Raw genomic sequence first — 16,771 nt, 5'->3', positions numbered from 1 at the left:
CCTGTCGTTATTTTAAATAACAAGGAATTGCAATCTTATAGAAAGAGAACTTATTATTTCTCAGATTAATTGTAGGTGGACCGTCAAATCCCGTATAAGCCCCATTATAGTAATCACCTCGAATCAATACCAAAAGAAAGTAATCCGGCTTTCGAGTAAAAATCTTAAGATCTTTAATCCCTTTTTTATCAAATTCAATTGGAATAAGAAAATCAAAATAAGAAAATGAATTTGCCAATACATACTTACGAAACAACTCAATTGATACACTCATTGGTAAGTACTCATTTAATAAAAAAGTATCCGGTCGTTTAAATAAGGAGTCTTCATTCCCACTAAACGAATCAAAGGCCTGCTTAGACATCACAAAGCAATATCCGCTATTCGTTAAAACAGATACCGGATCATCTATCTGTATTGTATCAACAACATACAAACTCTTGTATCCACTACAATTTGCATAATTAGGATAGTATAAATCTATTGATTTACAAGATAACATAAAAAACAAACAAAATAAACAAATAACATTTCGGATCATAAACTACCTCCTTATTATTTTTTCCTATTTACTAACAGAATAATGTGGATCACCTGTCAAATATGAGAAATTAAAAAACATCTTACTTTTAACAAGCATCTTAAAATATCATGTTAATTTATTGCACCACAAAGATCACTTCATTTTTAATACAAATACATTAATTAGCAACATCATATGGGATCACAACCTTATAATAAGAAAATTTTTCATTTTATTCTTTTTACTGATTTTAAACAGCGCATCCTTATAGCGATTGTTATAATGGTTGAAAGAGAATATACCACCAAGAAATAATGAATAAATATATAAACAATAGTATTACAATTAATAATATATACCATCTTTTTAGTGCCCATTCTTTATGTAGAAATATGAGCGATATACTTACTATTATTCCCCAAAGTGGAAAATAATTTAATCCTACAACAAATATCCTTAGCAAGAATTGTTCTCCTCCCGGATGTTTTGATTCCATATAAAACATTATTATAAAAGTGATAATCCAATAGGATAATAGTGCGATTGTTAGCGTTTTAAGAGGATGTTGTCTTTTGGTATTCATATATCTATTCTGGTATAATTTGTCCATTTATTACATTGTATTTTCCTGTTGGTAAACTAAGAATTGATTGGATAAAATTTAAATTCCATGTTTCTTGTTTTTATCATCATCAACAGATAGTATTGAAGCTTCTTCTATCTTTCCAAAAGGACTTCTTAATAATTTATTATTTGCTACTTGGTCATTCTTATTAGTGAACTGGAAAGTTTGAACACCATGAACTGCTGCCTGTTTTGTGGGTTGAAAAGAGACAAAATCAACTTCAAACGCAAAAAGAGAAAGATCAATACCTTTATCAATAAATGCTTATATCATTCCTTTTGCATAAGCTGCTCCCATACTATGTGTAATGACCTTATTTCTCAACCCATATCATAGTAAAACTTTTGTTGATTCATATACCAACAGCATAAATTCTTTGAGATATTCACCCAACAAACCTTTCTTCATAATATTTTTCATCAACATATCATTCTCTAATATTTGCCTTGAAAGAAAATATTTTGTTTCAGTATTCACTTCTGCCCTCTGATTTAGGATACAACAATAACCCCATTTATAAAGTAGACTTTCAGGATCAAGATAAGTTGCTTTTTTAAGCATAGATTCAACATCTTCCATTTCTATATCAAAGTACCATTCAGACATAGAAGCGATAAATCCGATATAAAAAAGATATTCTGAATTATTCGAAAACCTACTATATGATTCAAGAAAATACTTTTTTAATAGATCTGCATAATAATCATGTTTACTATTATCATACATTTCATTAACCAAAATATCCATAAGCAAATAGTTCATAAAAAGATAGCCATCTATATCGTTAGGATTATCATCTATTACTACCTGCATCAGCTTAATTGCTGCATTCCAATTTTTATTATACTCATATTGCTTCAATTGTTCTCTCCAGCACATAACATTTAAACCATTTTTAGTTTTTCGAATATTATATTATCCTACCTAAGTCAATAATAAGATTCCATTTTTAAATAGAAATCGGAACCCAAAATTATAACTATCTACTCAATAGTTTTAATCAAACCCAACACGATCTTATAAAGGTTATTCTCTCTTATTGGATATTGAATATAAAATAAGAAGATTTCTAAAATTAACAAAAACAAAATCCTACTAAGCGATAAATTTCTTTAAGAACATTACTTAGAATGTTTATACATTTTATCCAAAAAGGTTAAACAATGATTCTTTATTTGGATTCTCCTTTAAATAAAGATTTATGCTTCATTTTTTCTTCATTAAGATGCAATTCCAATTTCTTTTGCCCGTATTCTTCTTTAGATAAAGGCCCTATCTTCTCCCATGGAACCCCTTTCTTTACAGGAGGGAGCAATTTTACAATATAATATCCTTCTATACTGTCACTATTTGCACCATAGTGTGTCTTAACCAAAATGTATTGTTCATTCCAGTAAATATCTTTAATGCAACCTCCAACTACGCCTTCCAGCCTATCTCTGTGATATAACCCCCAATAACGAGTTCCTGGCGGACATCCATCCAACAAGATAGTAATCAGTTTTTTCTATTATTTTCGAACGCGTAAAATCAAAAGAACCTAATACTAATCCAAAGACAAAAAACACAACTAAAATAATGCATAATAATGTCAATACTATTTTCTTCTTCATACTGTAACTATTTTGATGATTTCCAAATATAAAATTGATATGTATTCGAATAAAAAGAAAGAAAAAGTGACATAAATAAACACGATAAAACTAATTTCTTCATTACACATTATTTTTATTTTGTCATCAATATACCCAAAGGAGATACTCGTGGAACATTCACTCTATTTATCATCAAAAAAACTCTTCTTTTATCAATAGAAGCATAATCAGTAATAACAGAAGTTCCATTCATCGTACTGTTAATTTTTATCAAATTGTTCTGTTTCATAATTGTAGTTTTATCACTATGATCTAATCCCAAATTATGCCCTATCTCGTGTATATAAGTAGCTTTCATTAATCGAGATTGAATATATCCAAGTTCAACTGAACAACGATTGCAAATAAAGAGCTATGCTTAAAGTCCAAATAATTAGTAATATTAAAACCACAACAACAGCTCTTCTATGGCTGTTTATCCAAGTGCGATAAAAAAAAGCACTAACAATAAAAGCTATAGTACAAATAAACGGAGCTAAATAAATAGAGTACATTACAACAGCAAAAGGTTTCTCTGATACATCCTCTATAAAATGCACCCATACGAATGTTGCTATTACCCATACTCCTAATACAAGCAAAGTCATTTTAATAGGATTCATAAACTAACCTGATTAAAATGGAACAATAACATAAAGGTTTTTATATCCATCTTGATTTACATAACCTGTTTAATTCAAACGCACTGATTTACAAAAATAAGCATAGCATATTTCCATATCATGCCACATCCTATGTACATCCCAGTCAAACATCTACTAAATACTTAACTTGTAGATTCATCAATACGGAACAGTGGTTATAAATTGTATCATTTGTATATTTCTATTCAGCAAAAATGTATCCAAAGAACATCCTAATTCTTTCAAATAATCATTCTTGTCAATATCCACTTTTGTCGAACAAAACACTTTATAGCCAGTATCTCTATTATATCTCAAAAGAATGTTTTCAGATGCCCTCTTTAATTCCTGATCGAAATAATATTTTTGACAAATATTCTTTCTCAAATTAATAAAAGAATCTTCTGCGTTAGCATCCATAGGAATAGCAACGCCAACAGAATCAAAGAAACAATAAAAATGCCATTGATCCCGATAGTTATCTTTAAGTAAACAATAATCATAATTTACCCGAAATGCCTTTTTACCTTTCCACAGCACATATAATTCACCACGTGATTGCCGGAAAGCTAAATCAGTCTTATTTTTCAACATAAAGCGAAGTAAATCCTCAACACCCGTTCCATTCGTTTTCATTTTTTCTACTTTTTCAAATTCAGTAAATGATTGAAAACGAAAATCATTAGCACTATTGGTAATTCTCCAACAATAGGTATACAACTCATCTACAGTAGGATATTTTAAATAATCACAATAATACAGTTTGACATACCTATTCACATCATATGCTAAATCGCGAAAAATATAATTCGTAGTTCCAGTAACAAACAACAAATCATTAGAACAAGACAAGTTTATACAAAGCATTATAACAATTAACCAGAAATGTTTCATTTGTTTATTTTTTAAATAAATTTTCGTATTTTCTCAGTAATACAGATGCATCTTGACGTGAATATTGCAAGTGAATAATATCATATCCTGTTTTATTTAGAAATCTAATATGATACATTTTCTCGCCCGATTGCCATCCTCCAATGTGTTTTGGCATATCTTTATCACCTACCCAGTTTTCCATGTATGCTTTCATAGCACTCTTTTCACCTACTATTCTATAAACTCCACTTGAGCTATTCTCATAATTAATTAAATATGAATTTCTATGCGAATCCACACCAAAATATTTAGTATCCTTATAATTTAACCCAGAGATGGAAAAGTCAGTTGCAGGACTCCCTATGTTTTCTGAACCAAAATTGTTAATTCCTGCTTGAATCGCATTAGCTTCTTTCATTATTGCTTCGTCTATTTTTTGATAAATAACTCCTTCAAAAGAATTAGCTGCCATTTGACTTCCAAATAAGCTATAATAAGCACCATCTTCCATATACGTTTTCCCCAGATATGTACCATTTTTGATCACTTTATCCAACTCTTCTTGAGAATGTACTTTATCATTATATATATATTGCCATTCCCCATGATTATTTTGTATTTTATACCAATCCCTGCCATCAAAATCAACATTATTTACCGGATTATTATTGCAATATGCATACGGACTTACCGAATAATAGTCTTCACATAGCGGATCCATTTGATTAAAACGATTCATGATCGCATACATTGTACGGGCACCAAAGAAATACTCATCCAAGTTATTTGTACTCATGAATTCTTTTCCACCCAATGCAAAAGGATGGTAGGGGTCTACCTTATTATCTAAAATACCGGAAGGGTAATAAGACGGATAAGGGGACTTACCTAAAGAAGTATCACCTGGTTCCCAATATCCCCGGATAGAACCGACATGATCTTTTGCCACATATTGCATTAATGGACCTTTACTATTGTTATAAAGACTGATATGCCCTTCTGGAAATGTTACACGTCTAAGTTTTCCTGATCCATAATAATAATCCTCGCACCAATCATTCGTACCGCTAATATAGGGATCAGTATTATTCACAATGTCATCCAATGGGGTAGATGTTCCTGCCGGGTAAGATCCATATGCATCACGCACTTTACGTCCATCGGCCATATAATAAAAGGTAAGCAGATTTCCGTCACTAAATGCAACTACCTCGGGCAAGTTGATGATATTATACTTGATACGTTGAATCATATTATCCAGATTCTTCACCAGATTACCGTTACTGTCATAGAAATATTCTACATCACGATTCACAGCATCCGGGTAGCGAAGCGAATAATAATTAACACTACGGTAATCATCTGCTGCTTTCTGAATCTGATTGCCATGATATTTTATCGTCAGTTTGTTCATATAACGGGGGTAAAAATCAAAGTAAACCCGATAATAGGTAAGCAAATTACCCATTTTGTCATAAGTGAAATCTTCCGGAGTGAAGATTTCACTCCCATCCGGTTTGTATTGGCGAGTGGATATCAGACGATTCAGACCGTCATAATTGAAACACGATGTATAATTGTTGTCTATCGAATTGGAAAAACAAGCAATATTGCCATTATATAGAGGAGTAACTCCTTGAGGGAGATTCTCGTTATAATAGATTTTCTGCGACATACGCGGCTCATTAATCTCGGTAGGCCAACCACGAACATTATATTTATAAGTAGAAGTGGCTGTTTCATTATGTAACAGTTTCTTTTCCAAGCGTCCCACTTCGTCATACTCATATTTGGCTACGAGAACTTTGGCATCGTTATCATAAGTCTGGTATAGCTTAGACAAACGCCCTGCATGATCATACTCATATTCATATGTCAGGATATGGTCAACATCATCCACAGAAGCAGGAGGTGTGTCCCGGTAAATACTCGTATGCTCTTTACGGACAGAAACAGGCTGGCCGGTAAAATCATAGTTAGTAAAAGTGTAATTTCTAAAACCGAAAGCAGAATTCATCGTGGACTGTACTTCACGCCCGCGCTGGTCGTAATAATAAGCAATGCAGTCTCTTTTGGAAGGATCGTTCAAAAGAGCTACAACTTGGCCGGTAAGTTTATCACGTGAAGTAAGAGAGGAAGCGGAGAAAGAAGAGTAATACCCTGGACGATTGAGAAAGCCAATGAATTCATTGAATATAGTAGTATATTCATAGTTATCATAATAATTAATGATTAATGGGGTACATAAATAACTTATTCTAGGAACCGAAGTATACCCATAATTTTCTGAACCATATGACGTGCCTCTAAAATAAATTCTGAGATCCAGATTTTTACATATACGTATCCAATCAGCGTGTGTTTTGTTGCGAGTCATAAAGCCCCATATCACTTGCCGCCCTAAACGGTCATACTGAAAAGATTGCCATCTCCCAGCCTCCCGGTCATTACCATCCTGCTTCAGCACCAAATAGTTACACCTATCATACACATAATAAATCGGTTCACACCCCGGAAGTTTTTTCTTGATACACCGGTCTCGCTCATCGTAATAATAGAGATACCCGTATAATTGGACCTCTTCAACCTGACTACACATGAAAGTGCTATGTCCTCCCAACGCATCAGCAGCAAGAGGTGGCAGGACTACCCGTTTTCTTCCATGATCATCATAAACAATATAAGTATCGTGCGGAATTCCATTTGCCTTCTGCCGGGTAAGAATCAGTTTCCCTTCATGATCGGTAAACTGATCGGTCACATTGCCGTCTTCGTCTGTTGTCCGCAGGATAGACACTTCATTTGCATCATAAGATTTTACTTCAACCTTTATATCCTCTCCAACATCTTTTGCAGACAGGCAGTAGCAATGGTCATCACCCGTTTTCGTATTATATAAGTAAGTGTACTTCACAGATTTCCCATTCTCCCGCCATGTTTGTCCGGGGCCATAGCTTTCGCGAATGCGGTTTAACTCCGAATGTTCATAGACCGTATAACTTTCCGGATTGGAATCATTATAGAAATTGGTATTCCCCACAGGCCGGGGAAGCGATTCGGACACTTTGCGGAACGCGCCGTCATATCCGACAAATGTTTGTAGATCGTTACCTTGAGGGGAAGCCCCTATCTCTCTAATTTCATCATTTAATCCGAAAGAATTATAATAAGTTATCGTCTCCCTAAAACTACTACCATCGTCTTTGGTCATTAGTCGGGTCCGCACATAATGACGGTTCTTATCTTGCCCTTTCAAAAGAGAAGGAAAAAATGAGAAAAGGCAAACAAAAACAAAGATAGAATAAAGTGTATATTTCATGCTGTTTTCATTTTTTAATTAGTTACAATCGTTCTCTTGCTTTCTATAGAAAATAGAAACAGATATTAATGAGTAGGGAAATTATAATCAAAAGCAGTTATCGTCTTCTTGACATTATTCTCCCAAATGTATGATTCGACAAGACGGCCAAAACTATCATAGGTAAAATAGGTAGTTATTCCGTCCGGACCTTTAATAGAAGTGACCCCGATCAAAGGTCGATAAGTATAGAAGTATCCCCGATAACCGGGCATTTCCTGAAGCATTTTCATATACGTCGCAGCAGTAGTTGTGTATGCTCCCTGCTTTTCCATATCCGTAATCCACGTACCATCGGATTGTGTTTTCTTAATTATTTCATCAAGCGTCATTCCTTCCATTTTAAATACCGGATGTTGGTTATAGTATGACCATAGATAGCTGGTAGTAGAACCATCAGAAGTGACAGAACTAATGTTGCCATAAGGAGTATAGGTGTAAGAAAGGCGATCTTCAAAGTTAGAAAGTAACGGATTCCACGTTTGTACCTTTTGAACAGCCAAACCGGAATAAACGTTTCGCAGAGTAGTGGTATCCGCTCCGCATATGCGTTTATATGCTATCAAGTTATTCAGTGCATGCAATTGCAACAAGAAATCTTGTCCCAAATCTTCCGTTATGCTATCTTTCGCCTCTTCCGGATAAATGAAATGTTCGATCGTTTCAGAACTACCGGTAGTAGTACGTATCCGTATAGGATTCAAGTGCCTTGTTGCAAACCACACGGTTGTCTCCACTGGACTATCAAACAGGTCTCCTGAATTTTGTGGACAATAAATATAATCACGTGTCTGTGTTCTTTTATTGCCATCGTCCGCAAAAGTGGTAATACGTTCTCGTTTCAAACGGGAAGCTCCGGCCGTTATAGCCCAAGTAAAGTCTTGATATATCTCTTGAGGATAAGCACCGTATTCTTCCAAATTGCAAGCACGCGTTTTATAAGGACGACCGATAATGACCTCCGGACCATTAAACTTCATAGGATCTCTATAATAATTATACTCGTACTCACGGCGCTCAAGCAGGGTATTGCCTTCATATATCTCTTTCTTTATCAGTTGCCCATACTTTAAAGCCTCTAAGCCGTCATCCGGATCAAAAGGCTTAGTGATATCCTGACGAACTTGAGTACGGGGATCAAAAGGATCATTAGGAATTCCGCCAGCAAGTTCCCAATATGGAGCACTAAAAAAATAATCCGTACGGTTCTCTTCGACACCTGCATTATCAATAACCTGTTCTCTTACATATGGATAAATAACAGAGCTGCCATTGCTAAAAGTGATATTGGAAACTGGATTCGCCCCCCAGGTCCGTAAACGGCAAAGCTTTGTATTACCACTTGCAGGAATTATAGTCAACCGCTCCATCTGTGTACAGTAATCCCGCTCTGTCAAGGCATGTTTAGGCACTCCAAGATCCTTTTTATACTTACCATCCGACCCTTCCGGTTTAGCAAGAGCATAAGAGAACACGCGTGTCCTTGAAAAGCCACTATGCATATCCTTTTCCCTTATTCGTTGTACACGCAAGCCTCCGGCAAGATAGGTACCCTTCGCATAGTTTGCATCTCCACTGAACATCTTTCCATAACGGTTGGCTTCGTAGGTAAAATTGGTATGTACACCCTCCGGTGAAAAAATATCAGTCAGAATTCCGACTTGCATACAAGTTTCATTACAGTTACGGGTGCTGTCACCAAAATTAAAATAATACTGGTCATTGCAATAATAACGCCCATACGGAATAGGAAGGCGGTTCCTGACATTTTCCCCGTTATAATATCCCCAGTGATCCATTGCATAACTAGCTTCTGACTGGACATTATAAGGCATTTTATATTGAAACGAATAAACCTGTCTCTCTAAAGGAGTTCTACCGGAAGTGACAACTATCGAATCTAATTTAGTAAGACTCGTTTTTTCGTTATAGCGGGTTATATAAAATTGAACCTTTCGAATAATTTCCCCACTCTTGGATTTAACAGTAATAGTACTCAAATTCATATCACCGCCCTGTACAAAAGAAATAGAACCATCGTCAAATTGAATCGAATTTAATTTGCGTTCTTGTACGGAAGTTGCAAAATAAGGGCTGGGAACCAGATATTCCTCAAAATTAGAGTATGAACCGGCAACTCGCGCTTCGCCATTTTCAATACGATAATAATATGTGGTGGCACCTTGCTTGGATATCAACCTGTAGTTACCCGGAGATGCAGAATATGCTCTAGAAGCATTTAAAGAATCCTCGCGGCGCAGAAATGTATTCTCTTTGACAGAAAAACAATCAAAATCAAGTGTATCAGGTGCTTGTCCACTATTCCGGAAAGTTCCCGGATACTCTTCCAAAGCTACATAATCGGTAGAATAAGACGATATGATCGGTGCGGATTGGAAATCAGTGTATGTAAAAGAGATATTTGCTCTGGTTTTGTTAGATACAATTCTCCGACACAACCAACGAGTATTATAATTTCCGGTCTTTTCCGTATAGCCGTCCGTTTCACTACCAAATTCATATCTGAGCCCATTATCATCCGTTATATGAAGTTCATTAGGCCCAAGTATTTCCCAACCGACCACATGTATAGGAACATAAGGACGAGTGCAACAAGCACTGACACGGGTAACCGGTTTAAACCCGGAAGTTTCTACACCCAAATAGAATGTGCCGCTCTGCTTTGCCAGTTTATAATAAAAACGATCGGGTTCGCTATCGATAATCTTCTTTTCAACCTGCTTTAAGAAACGAGTCTTTTTGTCCGGATCGCTCTGTTCTCTTTCATTAAAATACTTGGCAGTAAGATATCCTCCATATTTCTCCTCATCCGGAATACCTCTGATCTCACGCATAATGGAGGGTTCCGCATTCAAGGTCCAGTTGGTTCCTACCCAACCGCTCAACTGACGGAGTTTAATGCCGGCGGAGTGATAAGACAAGGTTATAGGAAGTTCCATATCCCCCACTTTTATTGTATAAATAGGAATCGTTATGTCAGCCAATCCCGTACTATGATTCACCGGATAGCAAACGTATTTCTGAACTGCAGCAGCCTCCGGAGAAACCGGAACAATCTGGGGTTGGGAAATGGTAATAGGCATCTCTCCGTTCTGTGCATAAAGAGTGTAGCTGTATCCAAAGTTAACGGACAAAAGAAGTGCCAACAGTTTATAAAGGTTTCGTCGATTTTTCATAATAGTGTATTCTAAAAGTAGTTCATGTTCAAATTTTCTCACCATAGGTTTTACCATTGACAACCAAACGTAGTATATAATGCCTAAAGAGAGAAGGATCGATGGTGATAGATTCGCGATATTGCCCCGGACGCATTTCCCTCTTTGGAAAGACGGACAAAAGCTCTCCCTGCACAGTGTATAAAGCGATCTCGACTTCACAAGGAGCAGTCAGTAAATATTCTACAACCAGATGAGCGTCCTTCTGATAAAAATTACATTTACCAAAACCATCTCCCAAAGGGAAAGAGCCGTTACGGGACTGTTCCTCTTTTTTCTGTTTCTGCATGGACCTTTCTTCACGTGTCTGTTGATTGTCCGCATCTTCATTCAGAGTATAATATTGCTCGGACGGTGAATAATAAAATGCCGTTCGAAAATGAGATTCATGAGTACCACGACGAATCAATGTGTTCTCCACTGTTTCCAGAATAGGATAACGATAACCCGGAGTATACCAAGAGTAGGTATCCGTTTGCGTGATAAGGGTATCCGCATGGATACGGGACAAAATGCTATCCGGATGGAATTTACATAACCATCCGGCAGAGTCATCTACCGCACGGTATACACCGTGAAAATCCAGGTCCTGAACAAACCGGCGCTGCGTATGTACACGCAACACATCCGGCACCGTATCTCCCTCTATCACGAGAATACCTTCCGCATCTGCCGTAACGGTAGTCTTACCTGACAACTCCATACCATACGCGTGCTGATACTCACCGATATAGCCGAACAAACTTTCGAAACGGTCATTCAGTTTCATAGGATACACAGCCAGAAGTTCCGGAAAAACGGCTTTCTGGTAAGTCGATCTATTTTCTACGCCGACTTTCCATAAAGAATCTCCCTGTATGCGGTATTTATACATGGTACAGTGCTCCGTACCGGTTAAGAGAGAATCACTGCCGGTATAAACCAGTTCATATTGTTCTTTCACCGGAGTCAGTTGCTCTATTTGCCAAACTTGACCCGGACCCGGCTCACCGGGTGAGAAGTAATTGATCTCCTGCTTACAGATTTCATCGCCTACCCGGGGAAGCGTAGCCGATTTATGCAAAATAGTTTGTGCGTTCGCATGCAGGCAACAGATACCTAACAAAGCGATAAATATTTTTTTTCTCATAATATAGTAAGTTAACATCGTTGTATATCGGTTAACATCGTCTGATAAAAGAACCTGCCTGAAAAATCAACCCAATCAGACAGGTTCTTTCTTTACGTCTACTTGTCTGTGCGGAAAGGGCCTACCGGTACTCCGGACGGGCTATACAGATTCCCGTTCGGGCAGTCGGCCCAGTTGTAACGTGCCGCAATGGGAATTTCCACTTGAGGAGATTCCAACACGACACTTTTACCATTTTGCTGCAACGTTGCTTTAGCCGGATAGAATACTCCGTCGGGGCCAGCCAATACAAATCCTTTTACTTCTCCTGCATTAGCTTGTACAGGTGAATCGAATGCCAAAGCAAGTGTACGGTCATAAACCTTATATCCTGTACAAACCGGCATGTGATAAGTACCTTTCCGGTAAGTATCGGCTAATGACAAAGCCGCCAGCCGCTTACCGACATCCTGCTTGTTCTTCGGATGAATATCATACGGATCGCCTAAATCGACGGCTGTTATCATCCCTGTATTGGCTATATGCAAAGCCTCGGCCTGTGCCTCGCGAAGAACTGCCCACCGGGAATCCGGCTGTACTTCCTGCGGAGTCATATAACCGGCCAATTGTACAAAGTAGAAAGGCAAATCAATTTTCCACTGTTTCCGCCAATCGGCAATCAATGCCCGGAACAAAGGAGCATATTGCTCGGCTCTACTGGCATTTTCTTCTCCCTGATACCAGATGACACCCTTAACGGGGAAAGCAGTTAACGGACTGACCATGGCGTTGTACAACCCGGAGGGATAATGAGAACTCTCGGGAGAAACCGGTTTCGCAGGAATATCGGTAACCGACATACCTATCCGGTAAATCCACTTTCCGGCCAGTGAGATCCGTTCGCCACCAACTTCTGCATATAAATCTTCGGGAGCGCCATTGATTCCTCCTTCACCTCCATAATCGGTCACACGTATGGTCAGAACACCCTTTCCGGCTTTTACCTCGTTGGCAGGAATCATATAAGACCGGGGAGTCGCGTGCCCCTGTCCCCTTGCTATTTCTTGTCCGTTATAGTAAGTAATATCTTCGTCGTCAATCTTTCCCAAAGACAGCCTGACCTCTTTTCCTTGCCAAGCCGCAGGGATTTCTATTTCACGTTGAAACCATACAACACCATCAAAACCATCCAGACCGCTCCGTTCCCAGAATCCCGGAAGTTGCATCGGTTGCCAACCGTCACCGGTTTGCAAGGAAGATATCCATAAAGGCTGCCCCTCTCCATAGCCGGCATCCCGGTTCATAAACTCTCTTTCCCATGCCTGCATCTCTTTTTGATGAGCTGCCATCAATCGTTCTTTATCAAAGCCGAGTGCTTCCATCTCAGTCAGTTTTTCCCGGAATTCCGCCACTTGCTTCAATGTACCCGCACTGGTCCATGACTCGGCAGGAGTTCCTCCCCAAGTACAGTCAATCACCCCGATGGGAACATTCAGATTCTTCCATAACTCACGGGCATAGAAATAAGCCACAGCAGAAAAGTCCGCAACAGTAACCGGACTGCATTCCTTCCAACTGCCACCGATGATCTCCACATCCGTAGCAGGAGTATATCCGATCCTCCTCTCGATCTGCAACAAACGGATGGAGGGATATTGTGCTTCTGCCGTCTCCTGTTCATAGTTCATCACTCCTCCCCACTGCGCTACCGGCATTTGCATATTCGACTGGCCGGAACAAAACCAGACTTCACCGGACATTACATTATCCAATATCAATTTTTCTCCATCGGAAAGAGTCAATGTATACGGGCCACCAGCCACAGGTGTCGGTATCTCCAACCGGAATGAACCGTCGGCCTGGGATTTGACAGTGTATTTTTGCTTATTCCAACTTGCTACAACCGTTACCGTACGCTGCGGCTTCGCTTTCCCCTCCAAAGTCAGCATACTATTTTGCTGTACTACCATATTGTCTGTGAAAAAAGCAGGCAAAGTAATCCTGGCAGATACAGGAGCTACCAGCATGAACAATGCCGCTCCTACAAAAAATGATTTCAAATGATCTTTCATTTCTTACTTTATTTAACGATGAGAACGATGTTATCTGACGGTGAATAACATCGTTCCCAACTAATTTACAAACAGTTCGTTTCAGCGTTCAGAGCATCATTTCAGCCTGATACTCAATTTATTTCCCGGTAACGTTTCCGAGCTATTACCATACATAATTTCATAATCTCCCGGCAGGATACGCATGGTATTGGTCTCCGGATCGAAGAATTCAAACGTTCTCGGCGGAAGGTCGATAGAAACGACTGACGATTTACCGGCTTTCAACGGTATACTGCGGAAAGCACGGAGAGTCTTGACAGGTCCTTCCTTATCACCCACTTTGCGAACATATACCTGAACAACCTCAGTACCTTCGCGCTTGCCTGTATTCTTCACATTGGCTTTGAAGGTCACCGTCTGATTGGTAGAGATCACATTTTTACTCAAACGGCCTTTGGATATATCAAAAGTAGTATAGCTCAATCCGTAGCCGAAAGGATACAAAGGAGTTTCTGTCATGTATCTGTAAGTACGTCCTTTCATGTCGTAGTTTTCAAAATCAGGCAACTGATCCGTATTCTTGTAGAAAGTGACAGGCAGTTTTCCACTCGGATTATAATCACCGAACAGCACATCCGCTACAGCCGTTCCTCCGGCCTGTCCGGGATACCACGCTTGTAGAATGGCATCACATGATTTCGTTTCGGGTACCAGAGCGACAGCCGAACCGGAACAGTTCACGAAGATCACCTTTTTACCGGCCTGTTTCAATGCCTTCAAGATGTTACGTTGTACTTCCGGCAGCTCGATCGTCGTACGGTCACCACCACTGAAACCGGGGCAGTTGACAAAATACTTGTCTTCACCCTCCAGATCCGGAGAAATTCCGCCAACGAAAATCACAACATCAGCATCCGATACTCTTCCGGCAACCGCTTCAGGAGCTATCTGACGATAAACACCGATGTCAAAGCGCAACAACGCTTCCGCACCCGCCTGCATATATTCCACCTTGATTTTATAATCCTTTCCGGCAATAGCTTTCAGTGTATATTCTCTTTTTGCACTGGCATGTGCCCCCCAGTAATCAATCACTTTCTCACCGTTGACATAGACACGATACCCGTCGTCACCCTCGATAACCAGAGAATAATCACCGTTATTCTTCGGACGGAAAGTTCCTTCATAAGATGCAGTGAAGTTATACAGTCCGACTCCCGGAGCATAAACGGTATTTCCACCGTTGTTGAAATTGAAAGGGGTGCTTACCTGCTGTATAGCGGCTACTTCGCCTTTCAGATCCATATTATTCCAATAAGTGCCGGTGAAGCCCGGTTTGCCATTGTTGGACACCTCACTGAAATAAGAATCGAACACCTGATTAGTCAATAACTCGCAGCCCTTTTCATAAGGCACGTTACCAATCTTATTACGTATTCCTTCCAAAATGGTGGATGTGTGTGACGGAGTCCCTTTATAATTACCCCATTGCATCACAGAATCCACTGCGTTCGGCCCCATAACGGCAATACGCGTACCTGTTTTGGCAAGCGGAAGCACACCGTTGTTATGCAGCAATACCATAGACTTACGGGTTACATCCAGAGCCATCTGCTTATGGGTTTCACAATCCACTGTATCGATACTGATTTTACTCCACGGAACCAGGGCATCATCGTCCATCTCTCCCAGTTCAAAACGGGCCTTCAACAGACGACGCAGGCTTGTATTGATCCGTTCTTCCGAAATAAGCCCTTTCTTTACCGCTTCTTCCAGATGGGCATATTCAATACCGCATTCCAGATCAGTACCGCTTAGCACGGCGGCGGCACTTGCATCCGCCGCATCCTTATGAGTGGCATGGCGGTCTTTATAAAAGAAATCGCTGATGGCTCCACAGTCACTTACCACCATGTGTTTATATCCCCATTCATCACGCAGAATCTGAGTCAACAGACGATTGCTGCCACAACAAGGATCTCCTTCAAAGCGGTTATAGGCGCACATCACCTCTTTTACATCCGCTTCCTGTACCAGGTCTTTAAAGGCCGGCAAATAAGTTTCCCACAAATCGCGGGGCGAAATATTCTCCGCATTGAAATAATGGCGTTTGGCTTCCGGACCGCTATGCACGGCATAGTGTTTGGCACAGGCATGAAGTTTGTCATATTTGGCATCGGCAGGCCCTTGCAGCCCATTAACGACTGCAACTCCCATACGGCTGGTCAGGTAAGGATCTTCCCCATAGGTCTCCTGTCCGCGTCCCCAACGCGGGTCACGGAAGATATTCACGTTCGGTGTCCAAAAAGTCAATCCCTCACAACGTACCCCTCTGCGGCCTTCCCGATGTGCATTATGATATTTGGCACGGGCCTCATCACTGACAACCGTAAACACATCTTCTACCAGCTTATCATCAAAAGTGGAAGCCATTCCCATTGTAATGGGAAATACCGTAGCTATTCCGGCACGGGCTACTCCGTGCAGCGCCTCGTTCCACCAGTCGTAATGGGCAATACCCAACCGCTCCACCGGGAAAGATTCGTTTTGCATCAGCCGTACTTTTTCTTCCAAAGTCAACCGCCCCAATAAATCCTCCGCACGCTGTTCCGGAGATAAATCCGGATTCTTGTAAGGTGCATTTTGCGCTACACCAGTGATAGCGATAGCACCCAGACATAAAGTAAATATAAGTTTTTTCATTCTTCTTTTC

The 16,771-nt window shown here is 39.5% G+C and carries 11 protein-coding genes; all 11 read right to left on the bottom strand.

Features of this window, described 5'->3' with window-relative positions; genetic code table 11:
• Positions 1-7 precede the first annotated feature (7 nt).
• Complete coding sequence (locus tag RB604_RS05285; RefSeq protein ID WP_007479250.1) at positions 8-541, bottom strand: hypothetical protein; 534 nt, start codon at positions 539-541, stop codon at positions 8-10.
• A gap of 937 nt (positions 542-1,478) precedes the next feature.
• The gene (locus RB604_RS05280; RefSeq protein ID WP_007479253.1) at positions 1,479-2,027 is read right to left on the bottom strand and encodes a tetratricopeptide repeat protein; all 549 of its coding nucleotides are present in this window, start codon (positions 2,025-2,027) and stop codon (positions 1,479-1,481) included.
• A 292-nt stretch (positions 2,028-2,319) separates the two neighbouring features.
• Positions 2,320-2,637: a hypothetical protein gene (locus RB604_RS05275; protein ID WP_007479254.1), complete on the bottom strand. Its 318-nt coding sequence runs from the start codon at positions 2,635-2,637 to the stop codon at positions 2,320-2,322.
• 239 nt (positions 2,638-2,876) lie between these two features.
• A complete protein-coding gene (locus RB604_RS21420) occupies positions 2,877-3,101 on the bottom strand; it encodes a matrixin family metalloprotease (protein ID WP_007479256.1) in 225 nt (74 codons plus the stop codon).
• A gap of 25 nt (positions 3,102-3,126) precedes the next feature.
• Positions 3,127-3,405, bottom strand: coding sequence for a hypothetical protein (locus RB604_RS05270; RefSeq protein ID WP_007479257.1), 279 nt, complete (start codon positions 3,403-3,405; stop codon positions 3,127-3,129).
• 180 nt (positions 3,406-3,585) lie between these two features.
• Positions 3,586-4,320 (bottom strand): hypothetical protein, encoded by a 735-nt coding sequence (locus tag RB604_RS05265; protein ID WP_007479258.1) that lies wholly within the window; start codon positions 4,318-4,320, stop codon positions 3,586-3,588.
• A gap of 4 nt (positions 4,321-4,324) precedes the next feature.
• Positions 4,325-7,621 carry a DUF6443 domain-containing protein gene (locus tag RB604_RS05260; protein WP_055293271.1) on the bottom strand — a complete coding sequence of 1,099 codons (3,297 nt, stop codon included), beginning with the start codon at positions 7,619-7,621 and terminating at the stop codon, positions 4,325-4,327.
• A 65-nt stretch (positions 7,622-7,686) separates the two neighbouring features.
• A complete protein-coding gene (locus RB604_RS05255) occupies positions 7,687-10,857 on the bottom strand; it encodes a hypothetical protein (protein WP_055293623.1) in 3,171 nt (1,056 codons plus the stop codon).
• Between the two features lie 28 nt (positions 10,858-10,885).
• Positions 10,886-12,025: a hypothetical protein gene (locus RB604_RS05250; protein WP_055293621.1), complete on the bottom strand. Its 1,140-nt coding sequence runs from the start codon at positions 12,023-12,025 to the stop codon at positions 10,886-10,888.
• 98 nt (positions 12,026-12,123) lie between these two features.
• Positions 12,124-14,076: a sialate O-acetylesterase gene (locus RB604_RS05245; protein WP_007479262.1), complete on the bottom strand. Its 1,953-nt coding sequence runs from the start codon at positions 14,074-14,076 to the stop codon at positions 12,124-12,126.
• Positions 14,077-14,172: 96 nt separating this feature from the next.
• The gene (gene xyl3A / locus RB604_RS05240) at positions 14,173-16,761 is read right to left on the bottom strand and encodes a xylan 1,4-beta-xylosidase (protein ID WP_007479263.1); all 2,589 of its coding nucleotides are present in this window, start codon (positions 16,759-16,761) and stop codon (positions 14,173-14,175) included.
• Positions 16,762-16,771 lie beyond the last annotated feature (10 nt).

It is taken from the genome of Bacteroides salyersiae, from assembly GCF_031172035.1.
GTDB lineage: Bacteria > Bacteroidota > Bacteroidia > Bacteroidales > Bacteroidaceae > Bacteroides > Bacteroides salyersiae.
The sequence above is the reverse complement of the archived record's forward strand: the minus strand, read 5'-3'. Positions and strand labels throughout refer to the sequence as shown.